This is a genomic window from Spirosoma sp. 209 (assembly GCF_002006735.1).
Lineage (GTDB): Bacteria > Bacteroidota > Bacteroidia > Cytophagales > Spirosomataceae > Spirosoma > Spirosoma sordidisoli.
In genome coordinates this window covers 75942-98137 of the sequence record NZ_MVEC01000016.1, presented here as the reverse complement: position 1 = coordinate 98137, position 22196 = coordinate 75942, and the positions used below count along the sequence as shown (strand labels likewise).

Annotated in this window: 18 protein-coding genes and 1 other RNA gene; 11 read left to right on the top strand and 8 right to left on the bottom strand. The window is 54.9% G+C overall.

What is annotated here, in order from left to right; translation table 11 throughout:
- The first annotated feature begins 47 nt into the window (after window positions 1-47).
- The 3 genes from B1C80_RS22235 to B1C80_RS22225 are packed head-to-tail and all read left to right on the top strand — an operon-like array spanning window position 48 to window position 3359.
- Window positions 48-1301 (top strand): competence/damage-inducible protein A, encoded by a 1254-nt coding sequence (locus B1C80_RS22235; protein WP_077923418.1) that lies wholly within the window; start codon window positions 48-50, stop codon window positions 1299-1301.
- Between the two features lie 52 nt (window positions 1302-1353).
- On the top strand, window positions 1354-2835 hold the full coding sequence (locus B1C80_RS22230; RefSeq protein WP_077923417.1) for a dihydrolipoamide acetyltransferase family protein: 1482 nt from the start codon (window positions 1354-1356) through the stop codon (window positions 2833-2835).
- Entirely contained in the window at window positions 2832-3359 is a 528-nt protein-coding gene (locus tag B1C80_RS22225) for a 5'(3')-deoxyribonucleotidase (RefSeq protein ID WP_077923416.1), read from the top strand. Before B1C80_RS22230 ends, B1C80_RS22225 begins: the two co-directional genes overlap by 4 nt.
- A gap of 66 nt (window positions 3360-3425) precedes the next feature.
- On the opposite strand, the gene B1C80_RS22220 is transcribed toward B1C80_RS22225, so the two are convergent.
- From B1C80_RS22220 to B1C80_RS22195, 6 genes are all read right to left on the bottom strand, one after another.
- On the bottom strand, window positions 3426-4238 hold the full coding sequence (locus B1C80_RS22220; protein WP_077923415.1) for an acyl-CoA desaturase: 813 nt from the start codon (window positions 4236-4238) through the stop codon (window positions 3426-3428).
- Between the two features lie 108 nt (window positions 4239-4346).
- Window positions 4347-5006, bottom strand: a complete 660-nt coding sequence (locus B1C80_RS22215) for a DUF4159 domain-containing protein (RefSeq protein ID WP_077923414.1) — start codon at window positions 5004-5006, stop codon at window positions 4347-4349.
- Between the two features lie 36 nt (window positions 5007-5042).
- Complete coding sequence (locus B1C80_RS22210) at window positions 5043-5735, bottom strand: 16S rRNA (uracil(1498)-N(3))-methyltransferase (RefSeq protein ID WP_077923413.1); 693 nt, start codon at window positions 5733-5735, stop codon at window positions 5043-5045.
- 8 nt (window positions 5736-5743) lie between these two features.
- The gene (locus tag B1C80_RS22205) at window positions 5744-6319 is read right to left on the bottom strand and encodes a MarC family protein (protein ID WP_077923412.1); all 576 of its coding nucleotides are present in this window, start codon (window positions 6317-6319) and stop codon (window positions 5744-5746) included.
- 22 nt (window positions 6320-6341) lie between these two features.
- A complete protein-coding gene (locus tag B1C80_RS22200; protein ID WP_077923411.1) occupies window positions 6342-7367 on the bottom strand; it encodes an aminotransferase class V-fold PLP-dependent enzyme in 1026 nt (341 codons plus the stop codon).
- Between the two features lie 28 nt (window positions 7368-7395).
- Window positions 7396-8268 (bottom strand): lysophospholipid acyltransferase family protein, encoded by an 873-nt coding sequence (locus B1C80_RS22195; RefSeq protein WP_077923410.1) that lies wholly within the window; start codon window positions 8266-8268, stop codon window positions 7396-7398.
- Window positions 8269-8390: 122 nt separating this feature from the next.
- Between B1C80_RS22195 and B1C80_RS22190 the strand changes: the two genes are divergently transcribed.
- Window positions 8391-9032, top strand: coding sequence for a WbqC family protein (locus B1C80_RS22190; protein ID WP_077923459.1), 642 nt, complete (start codon window positions 8391-8393; stop codon window positions 9030-9032).
- Between the two features lie 155 nt (window positions 9033-9187).
- A complete protein-coding gene (locus tag B1C80_RS22185) occupies window positions 9188-11719 on the top strand; it encodes an ATP-dependent Clp protease ATP-binding subunit (RefSeq protein WP_077923409.1) in 2532 nt (843 codons plus the stop codon).
- 63 nt (window positions 11720-11782) lie between these two features.
- Here the strand turns inward: B1C80_RS22185 and B1C80_RS22180 are convergent, their stop codons facing one another.
- The gene (locus B1C80_RS22180) at window positions 11783-12532 is read right to left on the bottom strand and encodes a phosphatidylinositol-specific phospholipase C/glycerophosphodiester phosphodiesterase family protein (protein WP_077923408.1); all 750 of its coding nucleotides are present in this window, start codon (window positions 12530-12532) and stop codon (window positions 11783-11785) included.
- Window positions 12533-12750: 218 nt separating this feature from the next.
- Between B1C80_RS22180 and fabG the strand changes: the two genes are divergently transcribed.
- Both fabG and B1C80_RS22170 read left to right on the top strand, forming a co-directional pair.
- Complete coding sequence (fabG, locus tag B1C80_RS22175) at window positions 12751-13497, top strand: 3-oxoacyl-[acyl-carrier-protein] reductase (RefSeq protein ID WP_077923407.1); 747 nt, start codon at window positions 12751-12753, stop codon at window positions 13495-13497.
- Between the two features lie 75 nt (window positions 13498-13572).
- Complete coding sequence (locus B1C80_RS22170; protein ID WP_077923406.1) at window positions 13573-15702, top strand: hypothetical protein; 2130 nt, start codon at window positions 13573-13575, stop codon at window positions 15700-15702.
- 60 nt (window positions 15703-15762) lie between these two features.
- Here the strand turns inward: B1C80_RS22170 and B1C80_RS22165 are convergent, their stop codons facing one another.
- Window positions 15763-18210 carry a helix-turn-helix domain-containing protein gene (locus tag B1C80_RS22165; RefSeq protein ID WP_077923405.1) on the bottom strand — a complete coding sequence of 816 codons (2448 nt, stop codon included), beginning with the start codon at window positions 18208-18210 and terminating at the stop codon, window positions 15763-15765.
- Window positions 18211-18470: 260 nt separating this feature from the next.
- On the opposite strand from B1C80_RS22165, the gene B1C80_RS22160 reads away from it, so the two are divergent.
- The 4 genes from B1C80_RS22160 (at window position 18471) to B1C80_RS22145 (ending at window position 22087) form a co-directional block, all read left to right on the top strand.
- A complete protein-coding gene (locus tag B1C80_RS22160) occupies window positions 18471-19526 on the top strand; it encodes a Smr/MutS family protein (protein ID WP_077923404.1) in 1056 nt (351 codons plus the stop codon).
- Window positions 19498-20922 carry a DUF4403 family protein gene (locus B1C80_RS22155; RefSeq protein WP_236648889.1) on the top strand — a complete coding sequence of 475 codons (1425 nt, stop codon included), beginning with the start codon at window positions 19498-19500 and terminating at the stop codon, window positions 20920-20922. Before B1C80_RS22160 ends, B1C80_RS22155 begins: the two co-directional genes overlap by 29 nt.
- A 42-nt stretch (window positions 20923-20964) precedes the next feature.
- Window positions 20965-21348: RNase P RNA component class A (gene rnpB / locus B1C80_RS22150), an RNA gene on the top strand.
- Between the two features lie 169 nt (window positions 21349-21517).
- Window positions 21518-22087, top strand: coding sequence for a 30S ribosomal protein S16 (locus tag B1C80_RS22145; protein ID WP_077923402.1), 570 nt, complete (start codon window positions 21518-21520; stop codon window positions 22085-22087).
- Window positions 22088-22196 lie beyond the last annotated feature (109 nt).

The following is a 22196-nucleotide window of genomic DNA, read 5'->3' as shown; positions in this document are numbered from 1 at the left end:
CTGTCATCACGAACCCCATTATTCATTACGTATTTATTCATTACTCTATGACCAACACCATCCGTGCCGAAGTGGTTACGATCGGCGACGAAATTCTGTTCGGACAAATCACCGATACCAATACCCAGTGGATAGGCACCGAGCTGACGAACATCGGCATCCGGATCGTACGGAAGTCGTCGGTTGGCGATCAGGCCAAGGCCATTCTCGAGGTGCTGCACGAAGCCCACCAGCGCGCCGATGTTATTCTGATTACCGGCGGTCTGGGACCCACCAAAGACGATATTACCAAGAAAACCCTCTGCGATTATTTTGGCGTAAACCTGGTCCGGAACCCCGAGGCCCTGGCACTGGTCACGGGCTTCTTTGAGAAGCGGGGCCGCGAAATGACCGATCTGAACCGGGGGCAGGCCGATCTGCCCGCCAACGCGGTTTATCTTCAGAACGACTGGGGTACCGCCCCGGGCATGTGGTTCGAGCACGAAGGCCGGGTGTACGTCTCCCTGCCGGGCGTTCCGTTCGAGATGAAGCACCTGATGACGAACCGGGTGTTGCCTCGGCTGCTTAGCCATTTTCAGACGCCAATTATCAGGCATAAGATGATCCTGACGGCTGGTATCGGTGAGTCGTTCCTGGCCGAACGGATTGCCAGCTGGGAAGACTCGTTGCCCCCGCATATCCGACTGGCCTATTTGCCGAGCTTCGGCGGGGTCCGGCTCCGGCTGACGGCAACCGGCGTCGACAATGATACGCTGGGCCGGGAACTCGACGAACAGGTAGCGTTGGTGTTGCCCCAGATACAACAGCACGTGTACGGCTATGACGACGAAACCCTCGAAAGCGTGGTTGGCCGAATACTAACCGAGAGGCAGCTCACACTGGCCACGGCCGAGAGTTGTACCGGTGGCTACGTAGCTTCGCGCATTACCAGTGTGCCGGGGTCTTCAGCCTATTTCCTGGGCAGTATCGTAAGCTACAGCAATGAGGTGAAAATAAACCAGCTGGGCGTAAAACCGGAAACCCTGCAACAGGTCGGTGCGGTCAGTGAAGAAACCATCCGGCAAATGGCGGAGGGCGTTCGACAGGCGTTGCAGGCAAACGTAGGCATAGCCACCAGCGGTATAGCCGGCCCCGACGGAGGTACCCCCGACAAACCCGTCGGCACGGTCTGGATTGCGGTCGCCACCGGGCAGCGCATCACGACCCGCCTGCTCAAACTGGGGCAATACCGCGATCAGAATATTCAACTAACCACAACCTATCTGCTAAATTTGCTGCGGGAAGAATTACTTAACCAGTAGTGAATGATGAGTAGCTACCGGCGCTCATCATTCATGGTTTATCATTATTTGTATGGCACTCATCGACATGGTCATGCCCAAAATGGGCGAAAGTATAATGGAATGCACGGTCATCGGCTGGCTCAAGCAGCCCGGCGATCGGGTAGAGGCAGACGAATCGGTACTGGAAGTAGCCACCGATAAAGTGGATACCGAAGTGCCCGCTCCGCAAAACGGTATCCTGAAAGAGATCCTCGTCAAGGATGGCGATGTGGTGGCAGTAGGAGCACCCATTGCCCGCCTGGAAGTCGACGAAGCGGTTAGCGGGAGCGCCACGCCCTCGTCCGGGACCCCTGAAAACGCCGAAGCCACCGAACCGGACAATCTGCCCGTCGGTATTGGCGATGTGGCCCAGCCTGGATTGGCCCAGCCCGAAGAGGTTTCCGAATCTGCCCGTGAACTGGAAACCAGCATTCAGGCGATGAGCAGTCGATCGGCCCCGGCAAAGGCCGTAGCTACATCGGCTACGAGTCTGGCCGATATGCCGACAGCGCCCGCCTACGAAACCGTGTTTGCTGATCGTTTTTATTCACCCCTGGTGCTGAACATTGCCAAAGAAGAAAACATCAGCCGCGACGAACTGGATCGGATTCCGGGCTCGGGCGCCGACAATCGGGTTACCAAAAAAGACATCCTGGCTTACGTGATCGATCGGGCCGAGGGCCAGATAGCTCCGTCGAAACCGGCTCCGGTTGCCGCATCTGCTCCGGCCACGCCTTCTCGGCCTGCCACCGCCCCGTCTGCCACCCCCGTCGTCAACGGGAAAGCCAGTGCTTCGATCAACGGGCAGGCCGACATCGTTCAGATGGACCGGATGCGAAAAATGATTGCGCAACGCATGGTGGAATCGAAGCAGATTTCGCCACACGTTAGCTCCTTTGTTGAAGCCGACCTGACCGATGTGGTGGCCTGGCGTACCCGTATCAAGGACCAGTTTAAGCAGCAGACCGGCGAAAACCTGACCTATACGCCCATCCTGGTCGAAGCAATTGTAAAAGCCATCAAGGATTTCCCGATGATCAACGTGTCGGTCGATGGCGATTCGATTCTGGTCAAGAAATCGATCAACGTCGGTATGGCGGTGGCGTTGCCCTCCGGAAACCTGATTGTGCCCGTTATTCACGATGCCGATCAGTATAACCTGGTCGGGCTTACCAAACGGGTCAATGACCTGACCAAACGCGCCCGCGAAAACAAACTGACTGCCGATGATCTGGCCGGTGGAACCTACACCATCTCAAACATCGGTACGTTCGGCAACCTGATGGGAACCCCGATTATTCTCCAGCCGCAGGTGGCCATCATGGCCTTCGGCGCTATCGTGAAGAAACCCGCCGTGGTCGAAACACCCCAGGGCGACTTCATCGGCATCCGGCAACTCATGTTCCTCTCGCACTCCTACGACCACCGCGTTGTAGACGGGTCGCTGGGCGGGCAGTTTGTCCGGCGCGTGGCCGATTATCTGGAACAGTTTGATGTAAACCGATCGATATGAAACAACGAATAGCCATCGACATGGACGATGTCATGGCCGATACCCATAGTAAGTTTATTCAGCTTTATCTGGCCGGGGAGATGCCCCGCTATACGCTCGAAGAGTTAAAGGAAAAGTCGTTTCATGAGCTGTTCGACGAAGATGAATACCGTGCCCTGTCGCAGCGGGTCTACGAGCCCGGCTTCTTTAGCGATATTCCGGTCATGGAAGGCGCGCAGGACGTTATTGCGGATCTGATGACGAAGTACGATGTGTTCATAGCCTCGGCTGCGCAGGAGTTCCCTAACTCACTGCGTGAAAAATGGGACTGGCTGCAAACCCACTTCCCGGCTATCTCCTGGCGCAACTACATCTTCATGGGCGACAAGAGCGTACTCAATACAGACTACCTGATCGATGATCTGCCCCGCAATCTGCGCACGTTCCAGGGCGAAGGCCTGCTGTTCGATGCGCTCCATAACCGCGAAGATACCCAGTTTCGGCGGATGAAATCCTGGCAGGATATCGCTGACATGCTCCTGTAGACCAGCCTTGATATCAACAAAAAAGTCCCGACTCACTGCCGGGACTTTTTTGTTGATATGGTTTTTCTAAGCTTCTATCTCGCGTTCCCGCTCAACCAGGCGATCGTGGCCGACTTCCTGTTGGGCTTTCTTCGCTTCGGCGGCCGGTCTTAACCGGACGATGTGTAGTTTGTGCAGCACACCGATGATCGGGAAGGTAGGATCAAATTCGAACCACTTGGCACCGAAGTTAGCCGCATTTGGCCGCTTGTGGTGGTTGTTCTGAAACAGTTCGCCCATCATGACGACATCCAGAATCAGCGAGTTTTTCGACTTATCCTGATTGTCAAAGTTGGCGTATCCGTATTTGTGGCCGCTCCAGTTGATGATGGCGCCGTGAACGGGACCCATTACAAAATGGACGGGCAGCAGAAAGAAAAACGCCCAGTGCATATCCAGATAGAGGAACGCAAAAATGTAGAACAGGCTGTAAAGAACTCCCCAGCCGGCGCGTGAGACCCAGGAGTCGCCTACTTTCTCAATGAAGCTCCACTCGGGGTAGTTTCTGTCGAACTGGCGTTCGATGGGCTGCGTCCGGTGCAGAACGGCATTGTAAATGTTTTTGGTTTGCCACATCATCGTAAAGATGTTCTGCGTATGGTGGGGCGAGTGCGGATCGCGGGGGGTGTCGCTGAAGGCGTGGTGCATCCGGTGCAACACGGCATAAGCTCGTGGACTCAGGTATGAAGACCCCTGCGAGATGTAGGTCAGGGCGTAAAAGAACCGCTCCCAGAATTTGCTCATCGAGAACATTTTGTGGGCCGAGTAACGGTGCAGGAAAAAAGTTTGGCAGAACAGGGACAGATACCAATGTCCGATGAATGCGGCCAGTACAATCACAATGGAGAGTGATTAAAGGGTGAACAACTTAAGCAGAACTATAAATACTTCTACAAAACTAACGAAAAACAAGCCGGTTTGGCTTGCGTTCCCTAAATAATACCGGAATTAATTTGTGGTGGTCGCATACTGCAACAGATTGGCGCCCATGCGCAAGGCCTGCTGCCTGACCGGTTCCGGATCGTTGTAGATGCTCTGATCTTCCCAGCCGTTACCCAGGTCACATTCGTAGCTGTAAAAGCAGACCAGCCGACCCTGGTAAATCAGGCCGAAGCCCTGCGGGGCTTTGCCGTCGTGTTCGTGTACTTTGGGCAGGCCGCCGGCAAATTTGAACCGCTGCTGGTAAACAGGATGATTGAAGGGTAGTTCGACAAAATTCAGCTCGGGAAAGACTTTCTTCATCTCCCGCCGGATAAACTTATCCATACCGTAGTTATCGTCGACGTGCAGGAACCCACCCGACATGAGGTACCGGCGCAGATTCTGAACGTCGGTCGCGCTGAAGGTTACGTTGCCATGCCCGGTCATGTGAACGAACGGATAACTGAAAATGTCGGGGCTGCCTGGTTCCACAATGTCTTCTTCGGGGAAGATATTCATCCGCAGGTTGGCGTTCGCAAATTTGATCAGGTTGGGCAGCGCCGTCTTGTTGGCGTACCAGTCTCCTCCGCCATTGTATTTCAGCTTGGCGATTTTGTAGGCATACTGCGCCGATACCAGCTGACAGCAGGCGACCAGCAACAGGCCGGTAAACATGATTTTTTTCATCGTAGTTTAGACGTCGATCTGGGTTTTCCCCGGCTGTTAATAGTTAACGAAATTAAGCAACTGACAGGCCGTCAACGCTGCGGTTTCAGTTCGCAGCCGGTTGGGTCCGAGGGTTGCCAGCGTCCACCCGGCCGCCTGTGCCTGTTGGATTTCGGAAGCAGAAAAGTCGCCCTCCGGTCCGATCAGTACCGCATAATGCCCGCCCGGATCAACGGCACTGGCCAGATTGGCGGGCGACGCGTTGGCTGGCAGGTGGGCAATAAATCGCTGTTCTTCGGCTACGGTTTTAAGCAAATCAGTAAACGAAGTCGCTTCATCGAACCGGGGCAGATAAGACTGCAACGATTGCTTCATGGCGGCTATGCCGATTTTCTCGATTCGCTCCAGTTTCAGCACGCGCCGTTCTGAATGCTGGCCGATAAAAAAGCTGATGCGTTCGATCCCAATTTCGACTGCTTTCTCGACAAACCATTCGATTCGATCCAGATTTTTGGTGGGTGCTATACAAATCCGGACCGAAAACGGGCGTGGGGGCGTGGTTTGCGTATCGGTTACCCGAAAGGCACACCGGCGCGCATCGGCCGAGGTAATAACGGCCAGATGACGGTTTCCGTGTCCGTCGGTAACGGCTATGCTGTCGCCAGCGCTCAGCCGCAGCGTTTTAACCGCATGGCGAGAGTCGTCTTCGGTGAGTTGGGCGAGTGGTTCGGGCTGGTAGAAAAGGTGCATGAGACGAACTAAAAACCGGCAATCAGATTGGTCTTGAACAGCTTGATCGAGATGGCCAGCAGGATAATGCCGAAGATCTTTCGCAGCACATCGAGCCCGCCCGGACCCAGCCGGGTTTCGAGCCATTCTGACGACTTCAGGACGGCGTAGATCAGAATCAGGTTGATAACGATGCCGACAATGATATTAGCCGTCTGGTATTCGGCCCGCAGGGAGATAATGGTCGTCAGGGTTCCGGCCCCGGCAATGAGCGGAAAGGCAATCGGTACGATATGCGTGGCTCCGCCGGAACTGACTTCAGACTTGAAAATGGTTCGGCCCAGTATCATCTCGAGCCCAATCAGGAAAATAATCAGCGCGCCCGCAATAGCAAACGAAGCAACGTCGACCCCGAACAGGTTTAGAATTCGCTCGCCGACGAACAGAAACGACACCATCAGCACGCCCGAAATGACCGTGGCCTGCTCGGACTCGATCTTGCCGACTTTCTTGCGCAAATCAATCAAGACCGGCAACGAGCCAACCACGTCGATGACTGAGAACAAGATGAGCGTTACCGAAATAATTTCCTTGATGTTGAACATAGTAAATGATAAAGAGACAGACTTACTGGCCGGTCCGATAGGTGTGTAAAAACCGCCTGAGCTGATCGACCTCATCGTCGGTAATGGCGGGGAAGTTGGCGATACGGAATGTAGTGTTTTTCCAGTTTCCATAGCCGTTGCCGAGGGTGATGCCCGCCTGTTGAGCCGCCAGCTTCAGCGCTTTGATATTCGTCTCGGAACCCTCAATGGCAATCACTGTGTCAGACCGTTTGGCGGTATCGTTGATCAGAGGCCGGAACGCGCCCGGTGCGCCTGGTAAACCCTGGTCGAAAAAACCGTACCAGTCGGCGGCCCGGCGCCTGGTACGGGCGTCTATTTCGGCAATAGGAGCCACCTGCTGCAGAACTCGCATCAGACAATAAATGCCCAAACCATTGGGGGTGTAGGGCGTCTGGTAGGCCGAGAAGTTTTCGTGAATGAACAGCAGGCTGTTGTAATGATTACGTTCGCCAATGGCCTGGGCTCGCTTCAGAGCAGCGGGCGAATAGACCAGCACCGCCAGTCCCGCCGGCAGGCCAAAGCATTTCTGAACGGAAGCAAACCAGACGTCGGCCCGTTGCCAGTCGAGCCGGATGCCGGCCATTGACGACACCGCGTCGACCGCTATCAATCCCTCGAACGTTTGCCGGTAGTCTGCCAGGTCATCCATCGGAATCTGCGCACCGGTCGATGTTTCGTTCTGCACCAGGCAAAGGGTATCGGCGGGGGCTGACGTGGCGGGGGTGATCCGGTGGGCGTACTCCATCCATTTTTTGCCGAACGCACCGGTATATGGATGGGTACTGCCGGCGGCTGTCAGCGATTGGGCGACAATTTCCCAACACTCCGTAGCCGACGACACGAACGCCATGTGGTAGTCGGCTGGGATATCCAGTTTCTGGTGCAGGAGGTGTATCGTCTCGCGTACAATCTCCATAAACCCCGGGCTACGGTGGTTCAGGCTTGTCAGGCCCGTCCGAATCGCTTCGGCTGCGTAGTCGGCTACCTGCGGATAAACTTTAGATGGACCGGGATAAAAGGTAATCATGCGGGTAAAGGTAAGAGGGGGAATGCGTTCATTCCAGTTTTGCACCTACTTTGGCGTATTTCCCACGCCAGTGTTTCCAACGTTTGTGTGACCAGAGCCAATCGGACGGATGCCGGCGGATCGTGTCTTCGAGCTGATCGCGGTAGCGTTCCAGAATCGCGCCCGCCGGCAGATCTGTATAGGGTGGATCGCCAATCAGCGTAAACGTTACCTCATACCGACCGCGCCCCACCCGAACCAGTTCCGTGTAGAAAACCGGCAGATTGCGGCTGCGGGCCAGTCGTTCGGTGCCCGGATAAAAGGGGGTATCGCGATGCAGGAAGTCGGTCCAGTAAGCCTGCTCCGGCACGTCCGGAACCTGATCGGCTACCAGCGCAATGATCCGGGGTACGTTTTTGCGGGCCACCATCTGGCGGGGCAGCAGGTTCATAGGTGTGGGTACGGCCCCGAAGCTGGACCGGACTTCGCGCATCAGCTCCTCAAAAAATGGGTTGGTAAGGGGTTTATAGACACTATCGACCGGCATGTCATTCAGCACAGAGGCCGACGGTATCCACTCCCAGTTGCTCTGGTGTGAGGCCATGCCGATAACCGTTTGCCCGGCTTTGAGCCGATCCTGAACCAGTTCGGGGTTCGTGAACCGAACACGCCGGCGCAGCTCGTCGGCCGTGAGGTCGGGCATCTTAATGGTCTCCACGATGAGGTCCGTTAAATTACGGTAGAAGCCTCTGGCAATGAGCCGGATCGCCTGTGGTGACTTTTCGGGGAAAGAAAGACGCAGGTTTTCGATCACCACCCGACGTCGGTACCGTATTACGTGCAGCAATAAAAAATACAATATAGTAGCCAGGCCATACAGGAACTGGAGGGGCAAACGCGACAGCAAACGAAAAAAGAACATTTGGCAAAGGAGTGACAAACAGCGGGCGGAACCGACGTTTTATCCGAAAAATTAAAAAATGCTAAAACCAATAGGTGATATTGATTTTTTGCTTTACTTGTGAACAGTTACAGGTCACACTATTGGAAAAGTACCAGTCTAAGCTGCTTACCGACGAATTGCTCATTGAGTTGCACTATTTGCCCTGTCTGGATTATATGGCGGGTTTGCTGCAGGTTGGTCGGGTGTGTTTAGAGGCTCATGAGCATTACCAGAAGCAAAGTTACAGAAATCGTTGCTACGTCCTGACGGCGAATAAGGTTGATGTGCTGACGGTACCGGTTCGACAGGGGACCCGTCACCAGCCGATTCGGGAGCTGCGGATTGATAATGATCAGGCCTGGTCCGCTCATCATCAACGATGCCTGCAGGCCGCCTATGGAAAGGCTCCTTTTTTCGAGTACTATTGGCCTGAGCTGGTGTCGGTATACCGAAGGGACTGGACCTTCCTCTTTGACCTGAACGTTGAACTGCTGACAATTTGTCTGAAACTACTGGGGGCTAAGCCCGTCATAAACCTGACAGATTGCTATGAAAAAATACCCGAATCCGGCCTAATTGACGCCCGGTCCAGGGTAAATCCGCGTGGGGGGGCTGAATCGTATGTATTTTACTCACCAGCACCCTATACGCAGAATTTTGGCGTTGATTTTGTACCAAACCTTAGCATTATAGACCTGTTGTTTTGCCAGGGACCAGCTGCGAGCGAGTACTTGAACCGGTAAAGAACGAAACCATAGACAGTCGTTTATTCTGTCGTTCTCCACGCTGATTTTCTTACCCTGACTCGATCCGCTCTTTACCGTCGGCAGGCGAACAAATCCTTAAAACTCTTCGTTAAGCCTATATTACGCTTACCTAAGGAGACCCCCTAAATCGAATGGAAGCAAAATTCTCAAACCGCGTCAAGGAAGTTATCTCGCTGAGCCGAGAAGAAGCCTTGCGCCTAGGCCACGACTACATCGGCACGGAGCATCTGCTGCTGGGTATGATTCGTGAAGGTGAAGGTGTGGCGATCGGGTTGCTGAAGAAATTCGGCGTATCACTCGATGAACTCCGGGTTACTATCGAGCAGGCAACCAAGGGAACGGCTACCAATAATGTGAAAAATCTGGCTAACATTCCGCTGACCCGTCAGTCGGAGAAGACGCTGAAAATCACGTATCTGGAAGCCAAAATCTTCAAGAGCCCGCTCATCGGTACCGAGCACCTGCTGCTGTCGATTCTGCGCGACGAGGATAACGTCGCTACGCAGATTCTCAATAAGTTTAATGTCAATTACGAAGTCATTAAGGAGATGCTGGAATATCAATCTTCGGGAAGCCGTCCGGTGATGGGCCCCGAAACCGATGATGATGACAATGATCGGGGGATGTTCGGCGGTGGTGGCAGCGGTACTGGCCAGGGTAAAGACAAAGGCTCCGAAAAATCGCGGACGCCGGTTCTTGACAACTTTGGCCGTGACCTGACCAAACTCGCTGAAGTCGGCAAACTTGATCCAATTGTTGGTCGTGAAAAAGAAATCGAGCGTGTTGCTCAGATTCTGAGCCGCCGTAAGAAAAACAACCCGATTCTGATTGGTGAACCAGGCGTTGGTAAAACAGCCATTGCCGAAGGACTGGCCCTGCGTATCGTGCAGAAGAAGGTATCGCGGGTCCTGTTCGGCAAGCGTGTAGTAACGCTCGATCTGGCATCGCTGGTAGCGGGTACCAAATACCGCGGCCAGTTTGAAGAACGGATGAAAGCCGTTATGAACGAGCTTGAAAAGTCGCCCGAGGTGATTCTGTTCATCGATGAGCTGCACACAATCGTTGGCGCCGGTGGTGCATCGGGTTCGCTCGACGCGTCGAACATGTTCAAGCCAGCGCTGGCCCGGGGCGATATCCAATGCATCGGTGCTACGACGCTCGACGAATACCGCCAGTACATTGAGAAAGATGGTGCGCTAGCCCGTCGTTTCCAGATGGTAATGGTCGATGCTACCTCCATCGATGAAACCATCGAGATTCTCAACAACATCAAGGACAAGTACGAAGATCACCACCACGTCAACTACACCAAGGAAGCCATCGAGGCTGCCGTGAAGCTGTCGGAGCGGTATATCTCGGACCGGTTTCTGCCCGATAAAGCGATCGACGTCCTCGACGAAGTAGGCGCTCGGGTTCACATCTCGAACATTACAGTTCCGGAAGATATTCTGAAACTGGAAGAGCAAATCGAGAACATCAAAAAAGAAAAGAACCAGGTCGTTAAAAGCCAGAAGTACGAAGAAGCTGCTCAGCTCCGCGACAAGGAAAAGCGACTTATTGATCAGCTCGATCGTGCCAAGCAGGCCTGGGAAGAAGATACCAAGAAGCGCCGGTACACGGTTAACGAAGAAAACGTTGCCGAGGTAGTCGCCATGATGACGGGTATTCCGGTCACGAGCGTGTCGAACGACGAAGGCAAGAAACTGGTGAACATGGGCGAAGAGCTGAAAGGTCGGGTGATCGGTCAGCAGTCGGCCATTGACAAACTGGTGAAAGCCATTCAGCGGACGCGTGTCGGTCTGAAAGATCCGAAGAAACCAATCGGTTCGTTCATCTTCCTCGGCCCGACCGGGGTTGGTAAAACCGAACTGGCGAAAGTACTGGCTACTTATCTCTTCGACAAAGACGATGCGCTGGTGCGGATTGACATGTCGGAGTACATGGAGAAGTTCAGCGTAAGCCGGCTGGTCGGCGCCCCTCCGGGCTATGTAGGCTACGAAGAAGGCGGTCAGCTGACCGAGAAGATTCGCCGGAAGCCGTACAGTGTTGTGCTGCTTGACGAGATCGAGAAAGCCCACCCGGATGTGTTCAATATCCTGCTGCAGGTGCTGGACGATGGTATCCTGACCGACGGTCTGGGTCGCCGGGTCGATTTCCGGAACACGATCATCATCATGACCTCGAACATTGGGGTGCGTGACCTGAAAGATTTCGGAGCCGGTATCGGGTTTGCTACCAAGCGTTCGAGCGAAAGCCAGGACGAGCTGATGAAGAGCACTATTCAGAGCGCCCTTCGCAAAGCGTTCTCGCCGGAGTTCCTGAACCGTCTGGACGATGTGATCGTGTTTAATTCGCTCCAGCGCGAAGACATTCACAAGATCATCGATCTGATGCTGGGCAAACTGCTGGGCCGGGTAACCAACCTGGGTTATACCGTAGAGCTGACCGAAAAAGCGAAAGACTTCCTGTCGGAGAAAGGGTATGACCCACAATACGGTGCCCGTCCGCTGAGCCGCGCCATTCAGCGTTACCTCGAAGATCCCGTTGCCGAGGAAATCCTGAAGGGTGAACTCAAAGAAGGCGATGTGATCCAGGCCGACTACCCGGGCGAAGGCGAAACCCTGACCATCACGGTGAAGAAGCCAGAGGCCGTTGTCGAGTAGACGATCAATGTCTATATAAAAAAAGCCGGACGGAAACGCCCGGCTTTTTTTGTGTCTTTCTGCTTACTTCAGCTCGCGGGAGGCCTCGGCAACTTTGTCGGTGTTGATGATATCTACGCCTAACTTTTTCAGCTGTTTCCAGGCCGAAGGGTTGTCGGGAATGGCCCAGAACCGGATGGGCTTGTTGTCATTATGAGCGCGTTTAATTACCCGCTTAAGCTTTTCGCGGTCGAGGTCTGACAGGTCGCTGACCCCATCCCATCGTGAGTAAGCCCGAAAATTATCGCTGATCATGGCTACCCGTTGCAGCGTTTCCTGGTCGTAGACTTCGCTGGGCCGTCCGTCGAACTGAATAAGCAGGGGATAGTCGAGGTAGGTGTCGAGTTTAGGGCGGTTGCCGCTGATGACAACCTGGACGGCATAGGGGTTGGCGGCCCGGTTGAAGCAGGTCAGATTCTGTTGCAGACGGGCAATCAGTTTGGGCAGCACCTCGGCGTAATTGTCTTTCACATCGATCACCAGCGCAAAGGTATACGTCCGATCGGGACTTACTTTGTCTTTATACTGAGCGAAAAGTCGTGCGATAGGAGCCAGGTACAGCGAGTCGAGCGTAGGAGCGGCCGTCTGCGGTTTGTCATGTGCTACCACCAGCTCGCCATTCTGCAACCATACGTCGGCTTCGATGAAATCAGCCCGTTGTTCGTAGGCAGTCACAAACGGACGAGGTTGGGCATAATCATTGTGGGCGTGAATCTTTTGCGCCAGGGCGGCCGAGCTGGTCAGACCGAGCGCAAGTAGTATCCGATACAACATAGTCCGTTTTAATTTCTGACAAAGTAACGCAGGCTTATGGGGAAACCAAACTGCTATCAACCTTGTCGTTTGCTGCCAAACTCCTATTTTTGGCCACTTAACAATGAGCCAGGCATAATGACCGCGGGGCAGTAGGGTAATGTAGGTGAATAAGGCCTTCGGGCCTGTTCGATACTGTTCCGCTGGTTGTATACATGGCTTATTTTATATTACACAGAATGGACTTGTTAACAGGAAAAGTAGTGCTGATTACCGGTGCCTCACGTGGGATCGGGCGGGCCATGGCTCAAAAATTTGCTCAGGAAGGTGCAGCCGTAGCCTTCACCTATTTGTCGAGCGTTGAAAAAGGACAGGCCCTGGAAGATGAACTCCGGTCTTTTGGCGGACAGGTAAAAGGGTACCGGTCCGACGCGTCGAACTACCAGGCCGCCGACGATCTGGTTACGCAGGTGATTGCTGACTTTGGCAAACTTGACGTGCTGGTGAACAACGCAGGTATTACCAAAGACGGACTGCTGATGCGGATGTCGGAAGAACAATGGGACACCGTTATTAACGTTAACTTAAAGTCGGTCTTCAACCTCACAAAAGCCGCCACGAAGCCTATGATGAAAGCCCGAGCCGGGTCTATCATCAACCTGACATCGGTAGTGGGTATTCGGGGAAACGCGGGTCAGGCCAACTACGCAGCCTCCAAGGCGGGCATTATTGGCTTTACGAAGTCGGTCGCGCTGGAGCTTGGTTCGCGGAACATTCGCTCCAACGCCATTGCCCCCGGGTTCATCGAGACAGAAATGACCGGCGAAATCAATGAAAAAGCCATTGACGAATGGAAGCAGCAGATCCCGATGAAACGGGGTGGTCAGCCCGACGAGGTGGCCGACTGTGCCGTTTTTCTGGCTTCTGACCTGTCTCGCTACATCACCGGACAGGTGTTGCAGGTAGACGGGGGTATGCTTACCTAGCAAGTGATCATGAGCGATAGGGTATGAGACATGGCTATCGCTCATGACCTGTCGCTCTTAACTTATTGCGCAAGAATGAACGTCATTTTTCAGTCGTCTCCCTGGTGGATTCTGGTTTGTCTGCTCGTGGGGGCAGTGTACGCATTGGCCATGTATCAGCCGTTACCGCGCCTGGCCGGAAACGGAGGAACGATAGGAGGCTTCGACAAACGAATGACGTATGGGCTGGCAGCGCTGCGGTTTGTGGTGGTGAGCCTGCTCTGCTTTCTCCTGCTCAACCCGCTCATCAGAAGCCTGCGCACGCTGACCGAAAAACCAACCGTCGTGCTGGCCATCGATAATTCCGAGTCGGTGGCCGCTGCCGGTCGGCCGGCGCTCAGCCAGTCGCTCGAAAAACTTCAGCAACTCCGGAACGGGCTCACCGAACGGGGGCTAGAGGTGGCCGTACGCCGACTGGGCGATACGATCAGTACTACGCCATCGGGCGAGCTGGACCTGACACAAATTGCCTTCTCACAGCGCACTACCGATCTGTCGGGCCTCCTGGCCGGCATCCGGTCTGACTACGAAGGCCGAAACCTCACCGACGTCATTCTGGTCTCTGATGGCATTTTCAACCAGGGCGTCTCCCCAACGTTTGGGCAGTATCCGTTTGCCGTACAGACCATCGGTCTCGGCGATACAACTGCCAAACGTGATATTCAGCTAAAAGGCATCGTAGCCAACCGAATCGCGTACCTGGGTAATCAGTTTCCCATTCAGGCCGAGATCGTTAGCAGTGGATTTCAGGGCCGAAGCGGCACCGTTGTACTCCGGCAGAATGGGAAAGAACTAGCCCGGCAGTCCGTTTCGTTCAACCAGGCTGAAACCTTCAATCAACTTACTTTCCAAACTACCGCTACGCAGAAGGGCGTGCAGCATTATGTCGTTGATGTGCTGCCCCAGCCCGGCGAATTCAGTACGCGCAACAACCGCCAGGATGTCTATATCGATGTGATCGATGGCAAAGAGAAGGTGCTGCTGCTCGCCCTGACTCCCCATCCCGACATCAAGGCTCTGCGCAGCATTCTGGAGAAAAACCAGAACTACGAACTGGATATTCGTATCCTGACGGGCTCTACGGATCCGACTCCACCGGCGGATAAAGTTTATGATCTGGTTATCCTGCACCAGATTCCCGACAATGGGGGCGTTGGCAATGCGCTCGCCCAAAAGTATCTGGCCAAAAACACACCCGTTCTATTTGTGCTGGGTAACCAGTCGTCGCTGGGGCCCTTCAACACGTCAAACCCGGTTATGCAGATTGCCGGCGCTCCCAATCAGAGTGATAAGGTGCTGGGCGTATTCAACGCAGATTTCAAGCAACTGAACTTTGATCCTGCCCGACTCGAACTGCTTAGTAAACTACCGCCTATGCTGGCCCCGTATGGCGACTTCCGGCTGCAGCCTGGTAGTGAAGTGGTGTTGTATCAGCAGGTAGGCAGTGTCCGAACTACCAAGCCACTCCTGGCGCTAAACGTTACAAGCCCGCGGAAAACCGCCGTCCTGGCTGGGGAAGGCCTATGGCAGTGGCGGCTGGAAGAGTACGCCCTGACGGACAAGCAGGAGGTAGTTGATGAACTGGTACAAAAGGTGATTCAGCTCATTTCGGTAAAAGAAGACCGGCGTAAGCTGCGGGTGTACCCCATCCGAAACGAATTTATTGCGGGGGAGAAAGTTATTTTCGAAACGGAGTTGTACAACGATATTTTCGAGCGCGTGTATGACCGGCCCGTGCGGCTCGAGATCAGCGACGAGAAAGGAATTACGCGGTCATTCACCTACACCCCAACGGCTGCCAACAGCCGCTTCGAGATAAGCCGCCTGCCCGATGGCGCCTATCGGTTCAGAGCCAGTGTGAACGTGAACAACCGGACCGAGCAGTCATCGGGGCAGTTTGTCGTGCGCGACCTGCAACTCGAGGCCGTTAACACCACGGCCGATCACGGACTGCTTCGGCAGCTATCCCAGCAAACCGGCGGGCAGTTCTACAGCCCAGCCAGGCTCGATGACCTGGTGAAAAGTCTGGTCGATCGGCCGCGCCAGGCCCGGCTAACCAGTACCGAAGAGATGAACGAGATCATCAACTGGCGCTGGCTCTTCTTCGTGATCCTCACCCTGGCCTCGATCGAGTGGGGCCTGCGGAAGTTTTACGGCGGCTACTAATCGCTTCGTCAACATCGTTTACATCCGGCAGCACCCGAGTACGGACAACCTAATGTTCGGTTAGTCGTCTATAGTGCCCTGGGCAACGCGCATGGCATTATAAACAAACCGGATTTCGCTGTAGGTAACGCTGTCGCCCAGGCCCGTTCTCGATTCGCTGAGCGTTTGTGAGGGGTTGCTTTCCAGATACGACTGAATCAGGACCAGCCGGTCGGGGGGCAGAACGGCTTCGACCGATAAGTCGCCGGTTCGGATGTATTCGGCCAGGTGGCTTTCTATCGTGGTCGTCGCCAGGTTGCGTTCGGTCGCAATGTCCTGTACGGATTTGCCCGCCTGAAACAGCATCAGCGTCACCGTGGCCGATGGTGTTTTTACCTCTTTCGGTGGCTTGGGTTCTTTCGCTTTTTTCACTTTAGCCGGTGCTTTGCGGGGCTGCTCCGTATAGGTCTGAATAAGGGCCAGCAGATCGGCTCCAATCTGTTTTACTTTCGTTTTGCCGAAACCTTTTATCGCCAGGAGCTCTGCGGTTGTTTTGGGGCGTAGCCGGGCCAGCTCAACAATCGTTTTCTGGGGGAGAACCATATAGGCCGATGTATTGTATTCGCCGGCCAGGTCGTTGCGCCACTTCATCAACGCGCCATATAAACCACCTTTCGGCGTATCGTCACTGCTGGCGGTCTCGATCTGTTTGCGGGCCGGTTTGAAATCCAGTTCAGCCCGGTTGCGGGCCTGCAGGTACGCCAACGCGTCGAAACCCGTACGAACGCTCTCGAACGATCGGAGTTTGCTGAACAGCTCTTTCTCCAGTTCATCAAGGGCCTCCAGCAGTGCCTCGCGAACCTGCTTATTATCGCAGTCGGTGGGGCAGCGTTGCAGCAGCGGCAGGAGGTCGTCGGCCAGTAGGGTCTGAAAATAGGCCCCCGCTTTCCGGATCCGTTCCTGCAGGGCTTCGTTGGCTTCGGGGAGCGGCTCGGACCCGAAGTAGGTCGGCAGCTGGGCCACAAACCGGCGAGACACATCCCGAGCTTTTTCGATCAGGCTGTCGGCAAGCTGGCTCAGCAGGGGGCCGACTTCGCCATCCAGACTGCCGGCATGTTCATTGGCTACCCGCCGGCAGCGGTACACGAGCGAGTGCGCCTGCTCGAACGAGAAGAGTTCGGCAACCAGCCATTCCTGATTGATTCGTTTAGCTTCGTGCAGGTGCTGTTCGTTGGGCGTTTGGAGCTGCACCTGTTCATGGAAGTCCTCAAGGGTCTGCTCGGTTTTGATACTATGCGACGGAATCGGGGTTCGCAGAACGAGCCCATCCAGCGTCTTACAGCGGCTGAGGGCCACGTAGACCTGTCCGTGTGCAAAGGCCGAAGAGGCATCGATGATGGCTTTTTCGAAGGTAAGTCCCTGGCTTTTATGAATCGTTATGGCCCACGCCAGCCGGAGCGGATACTGGGCAAACGTACCGATTATTTCGCCTTTGATTTCTTTGGTCTCCGCATCGAGCGAGTAGCGGATATTTTCCCAGGTGGCCATGCCAACCGGAATGGCTTCGCCCTCGCTCAGCACCGTAATGCCGTCTTCGTCAATGTCGGTAATGCGCCCGATCTTACCGTTATAGTACAGTTTATCCCGCGAGATATCGTTCTTGATGAACATGACCTGCGCTCCTTTTTTGAGTTCAAGACTCGCTTCGGTCGGGTAGGCGTGGGCCGGGAAGTCGCCGGTTACGGTGGCTTCGAACCGGTATAATTTGGGTTTAAGGGCCTGCAGCTTCTGGTTGTTGATGGCCAGCGCCGTATGGTTATGTGTAGACAGGGTAATGTACCCTTCATTATCGTCGGGGTTGAAGTCGGGCACGTACCGCTGATTGAGGTCGGCAAGCTGCTCCCGGGTGATGGTTTTTTCGCGAATGCCGTTCAGCAGGCTGATAAACCGCGCATCGGACTGGCGGTAGATGTGTGACAGTTCGATCGAGACATACGGGGTCTGCCGCAGGGCGTGGCTACCAAAAAAATAGCCTGTATCGTAGTGCGGCCGGAGCAGCGCCCATTCTTCATCTTTAATAACCGGAGGCAGTTGCTGCATATCCCCGATCATCAGCAGCTGTACCCCACCAAAGGGAGCGCTATTGCCCCGGTAGCGCCGGAGAACCTCATCGATGCCATCGAGCACATCGGCCCGAACCATACTGATCTCATCAATCACGAGCAGGTCCAGCGTACGAACCAGCCTGATTTTATCCCGGTTGAAATGACGACCTTCGCGCTGCACCACTCCCGGCGCCAGTGGACCGAAGGGGAGTTGGAAAAGCGAGTGGATGGTGACACCACCGGCGTTAATGGCCGCCACCCCCGTTGGCGCAACAACCGCCAGACGCTTGGCGCTCAGCTGCCTGATCTGGTGCAGAAAGGTAGTCTTGCCCGTTCCGGCCTTTCCCGTCAGAAAAACATTCCGGTTGGTATGTAGAACAAACTGGTGGGCCAGTTCAAGTTTTTCGTTAATTACGGCAGGCATACGGATAAGGCGAGAGTGAAACGGACAAAGCTAATCGTTGTACTTTTGAAAACGAAAGTCGTTTTAGAACCGTTCGACTGACAAAGCCAGGAAAAACTTGTTACATAGGTACGGGCGGAAGCCGAAACGGATTGTCCGGCCGGAGCAAGGCTGGAAACGTGTACAGTCGGGCGTTTTCTGGCGCGCTTTTGCTGTTGGTAGCCGTTTCGCCTTGCCCAGTCGGACTCTAAACAGCCGCCTAATCTTTTATTAGTAAGACTATGAATATCGGTGATAAAGTCCGTTTACTGCGGGCTAAAGAACAGGGCGTCGTGTCGCGCTTTCTGCCTGGCGACATGATTGAAATTGAAATTGAGGACGGGTTCCGGATTCCGGTCATGCGGTCTGAAATAGTGCCTGTATCGCCCCTGGAGGCCGAGCGGTTGCTGAAAACCAATACCTATGCGCCCCAGAAGCCAGCCGCGTCTGCGTCGTCATCGGCCATACTGTCCAATCAGGGCATCTACCTGGCTTTTTTGCCGGTAAACGATCGGGAGTATACCCTGCATCTGATCAATAACACGGATTGGGAATTTGCGTATGCGCTGGGCGAAGAGTCGGCCGCCCCCGCCGGTGGCGTTCAGTTCCGGGGGGTTCACAGCGGGTTGCTGAAGCCGAAGTCGCAGCAGAAAATGAACGACCTCTATACCCACGCCACCTTCGAGAACTGGCCGACCTTCGTGGTGCAGGGCTTGTGGTTTCGGGCGGGCAAGTCGTCATTGCGGCCTCCGCTGGTGAAGCGGTTCAAGGCCCGGGCCAGCACGTTCTTCAAAAACAAGGTTACGGTGCCTGTCCTTAGCCAGCCCGGTTTCCAGACCCAGCTCGATGCCGAGGCCGAATCGACCGCACCGGCGCCGGCTGGAACCCGCCCCCAGCCCGCGGGTGCTGTACCCCAGCGGCCATCGGCTCGCCCCACTACCATCCGGCCAGACGAGCTGAAAGCCGAAATGCTGAAGGCCAAAACTGACTTGGGGGCGCTGTCCGTTGAAAAGCCATCGTCGGTAGTAGACCTACATGTCGAAGCGCTATTACCTAACGGGCCCGGCAACCGGACACCGAGTGACCTGCTCACGGTGCAGCTCCACCACTTTGAGAAAAACCTGGAAAACGCAATCGCCAGTGGTATGAACGACATCACGTTCATCCACGGAGTCGGTAGTGGTGCCCTGAAGACAGAGATACACCGGCGGCTGGGGCAGCATCCCAACGTTCGTTTTTTTGAAGATGCCCAGAAACAGAAGTTCGGCTATGGAGCCACCAAGGTTACGATTAAGTAGTTTCGTTTTCCTTTGCTGGATCAGTTTGCTCGTCGGTTGTCAGCCCCCCACCACCAACCGACTGAACCCGAAGGCGCCCAAAGAAGCCTACACCACTACCGAAATGGAAGTTCGTAACGAACGCTTTTTGTCTACGGTTCATGTGCCGGTCTCGATAGCGCTGAACGACGTGGAGCGGCAGATCAATAGCCAGGTAAACGGCCTGATCTACGAGGACAACAGTCTGACCGACAACGGCAACGACCAGTTCATGGCGAAAGTCTGGAAACGGGGCACTATCCTCGTGTCGGCTGCCGATAGTTTATTCCACTTTACCGTTCCCCTAAAAATCTGGGTGAAGGCAGGCGTATCGGTGCTGGGTTTTACGACCTATAAAGAAACCGAGTTTGACATCGATCTGCGGTTCAAAACCCGCTTCGATCTGGAGCGTGACTGGTCGGTTCACACCCAGACTACCGCCGATGGGTACGGCTGGGTTCGTCGGCCGACCGTTAGCGTAATCGGCGTCAACATCCCGATTACCAGCTTTGTGGGACGCATGATCGATAAAAATCTGGGCAGCATAACCAAAGCGATCGATCAGCAGGTTAGACGGAATGTGGACTTGAAGACCCCGGTTCTTCGCGCCTGGAACACGCTGAGAGAGCCGTATCTGGTGTCGGAAAAATACCGAACCTATATTCAGGTGGTACCTAAACGGATCCTGATCACACCGTTGCGGTTCGAAGAGCGGGTCATTCGGTCCACGATCGGTATCGAAGGGTTTACCCTCACCACCACCGGTGCCCGGCCCGACGTTCGACCCGCCGTGGTCCTGCCCGATCTAAACGTCGTTGCCCAGGTCAACGATGATTTTAAGATAGGCCTGCTGAGTGAAGTAAGCTACCCCGAAGCCGCCCGGATCGCTACAGAGGAGTTTGTCGGAAAAACGTTTCGGTTCAGTGATGACCGCTACGCCATTACCGTAACGAACATCGATCTTTACGGGCAGAACGAGAGCCTGATCATCAAAGCCGGGCTGACCGGTACCATCACGGGCGATATTTATCTGCGGGGCCGCCCGTATTACGACGCCCAGACGCAGACGATTTCGCTCCGCGACCTCAAGTACGATCTGGACACCCGGAATATACTGCAACGGTCGGCCAGCTGGTTATTGCAGGGTACCTTCGCGCGGACGCTCGAGAAACAGCTCACCTTTCCGGTCGGGTCGTACATTGCCGATATACAAAAGCAACTACAGCAGCAGCTCCGGAACAACCAGCTCGCCAAAGGAGTGGTTATCAACGGCCGAATCGATGAAATACGACCCGATCAGGTCTATCTGACACCGACAGCCTTACTGGCGGTGGTCCACGCCCAGGGTCGTCTGGACGTCAAAGTAGACGGCCTGTAGGCGCGATCGCTGACAAAATCCGTACCTTTGCTGTCCCCAACCAATTCAGGCCAGCTTATCGCGTCCGGGAGATCGGGCGAGGAAAGTCCGGGCAGCACAGAGCACCCTACTTCCTAACGGGAAGGCGGACGGCTGGGAACGGCCGTTCGACAGCCAGTGTCACAGAAAATATACCGCCGAAAGGTAAGGGTGAAATGGTGGAGTAAGAGCCCACCGCCCGGCGGGCGACCGACGGGGCAGGATAAACCTTAGGGGCTGAAAGACCAAATATGCGCTGGACGTGCGGCTGCTCGTCGCCAGCGGCCCGAAAGGGCCAACACCAGCGCGGGTAGGTCGAACGAGGTGTCGGGTGACCGGCATCCCAGATAAATGATAAGCATCCGGCCCGTCCGGAGACAGAACCCGGCTTATCGGTCTGGGTTGATTGGGATTTTTAACGAGTTCATCGGGCTCACCCCTCCGCAACAGGCATGATGGGTGAGCCCGATTGTTTATTATTTATGGCCAGCAGGGAGGATAGTGGCTATAATTTCGTACCTTTGCGGCCACGTTTTACGCGGGGGGTTCGTCCTCCCATCAAAACTTACAAGCACAAATGGCTGTTAAAATTCGTTTAGCGCGTCGTGGACGCAAAAAGATGGCGATGTACGACATCGTAGTGGCTGAATCTACTTCGCCCCGCGATGGCCGGTTTATCGAGAAAATCGGTTCGTACAACCCCAACACCGACCCTTCGACGGTCGTACTGAAGTCGGAACGGGCCGTTTACTGGCTTATGGTAGGTGCTCAGCCGACGGATACCGCTCGTTCGGTATTGTCGCACGAAGGCATCATGTACAAGAAACACCTGCAGGTAGGCGTCAACAAAGGCGCCATCAGCCAGGATCAGGCCGACGAGAAATTCTCGACCTGGAAAGAAGACAAAGAGAACCGGAAAGCCGGTGCTGCTGACACCAAGACGCAAACCAAAGAGCAGGCTCGTGCTGCTCGTCTGGAAGCTGAGCGTAAGGTGAACGAAGCCCGCGCCGAGGCTATCGCGAAGAAAAACAAAGTAGAAGAGCCAGTAGCTGAAGAAGCTCCGGCTGCCGATACGACCGAAGAAGTAACCGCTGAAGCTCCGGCTACAGAAGCGGCTGCTCCGGAAGAAACTCCCGCTGCGGAATAGATTTTCGTAAGAAATAGTTAGTAAAGAGCCTGCTCTACACCGAGCAGGCTCTTTCTGTACATAATGCGGCCGGTAAGCCGCTCAGTGGCGGTGCTGAGCCGCGTTCTAT

Excerpts from the sequence above, each read along its gene's own strand:
- B1C80_RS22235 (WP_077923418.1), top strand. The coding sequence starts at position 48 with ATGACCAACACCATCCGTGCCGAAGTGGTTACGATCGGCGACGAAATT.
- B1C80_RS22230 (WP_077923417.1), top strand. The coding sequence starts at position 1,354 with ATGGCACTCATCGACATGGTCATGCCCAAAATGGGCGAAAGTATAATG.
- B1C80_RS22225 (WP_077923416.1), top strand. The coding sequence starts at position 2,832 with ATGAAACAACGAATAGCCATCGACATGGACGATGTCATGGCCGATACC.
- B1C80_RS22215 (WP_077923414.1), bottom strand. The coding sequence starts at position 5,006 with ATGAAAAAAATCATGTTTACCGGCCTGTTGCTGGTCGCCTGCTGTCAG.
- B1C80_RS22210 (WP_077923413.1), bottom strand. The coding sequence starts at position 5,735 with ATGCACCTTTTCTACCAGCCCGAACCACTCGCCCAACTCACCGAAGAC.
- B1C80_RS22205 (WP_077923412.1), bottom strand. The coding sequence starts at position 6,319 with ATGTTCAACATCAAGGAAATTATTTCGGTAACGCTCATCTTGTTCTCA.
- B1C80_RS22200 (WP_077923411.1), bottom strand. The coding sequence starts at position 7,367 with ATGATTACCTTTTATCCCGGTCCATCTAAAGTTTATCCGCAGGTAGCC.
- B1C80_RS22195 (WP_077923410.1), bottom strand. The coding sequence starts at position 8,268 with ATGTTCTTTTTTCGTTTGCTGTCGCGTTTGCCCCTCCAGTTCCTGTAT.
- B1C80_RS22185 (WP_077923409.1), top strand. The coding sequence starts at position 9,188 with ATGGAAGCAAAATTCTCAAACCGCGTCAAGGAAGTTATCTCGCTGAGC.
- B1C80_RS22180 (WP_077923408.1), bottom strand. The coding sequence starts at position 12,532 with ATGTTGTATCGGATACTACTTGCGCTCGGTCTGACCAGCTCGGCCGCC.
- fabG (WP_077923407.1), top strand. The coding sequence starts at position 12,751 with ATGGACTTGTTAACAGGAAAAGTAGTGCTGATTACCGGTGCCTCACGT.
- B1C80_RS22170 (WP_077923406.1), top strand. The coding sequence starts at position 13,573 with ATGAACGTCATTTTTCAGTCGTCTCCCTGGTGGATTCTGGTTTGTCTG.
- B1C80_RS22165 (WP_077923405.1), bottom strand. The coding sequence starts at position 18,210 with ATGCCTGCCGTAATTAACGAAAAACTTGAACTGGCCCACCAGTTTGTT.
- B1C80_RS22160 (WP_077923404.1), top strand. The coding sequence starts at position 18,471 with ATGAATATCGGTGATAAAGTCCGTTTACTGCGGGCTAAAGAACAGGGC.
- B1C80_RS22155 (WP_236648889.1), top strand. The coding sequence starts at position 19,498 with ATGGAGCCACCAAGGTTACGATTAAGTAGTTTCGTTTTCCTTTGCTGG.
- B1C80_RS22145 (WP_077923402.1), top strand. The coding sequence starts at position 21,518 with ATGGCTGTTAAAATTCGTTTAGCGCGTCGTGGACGCAAAAAGATGGCG.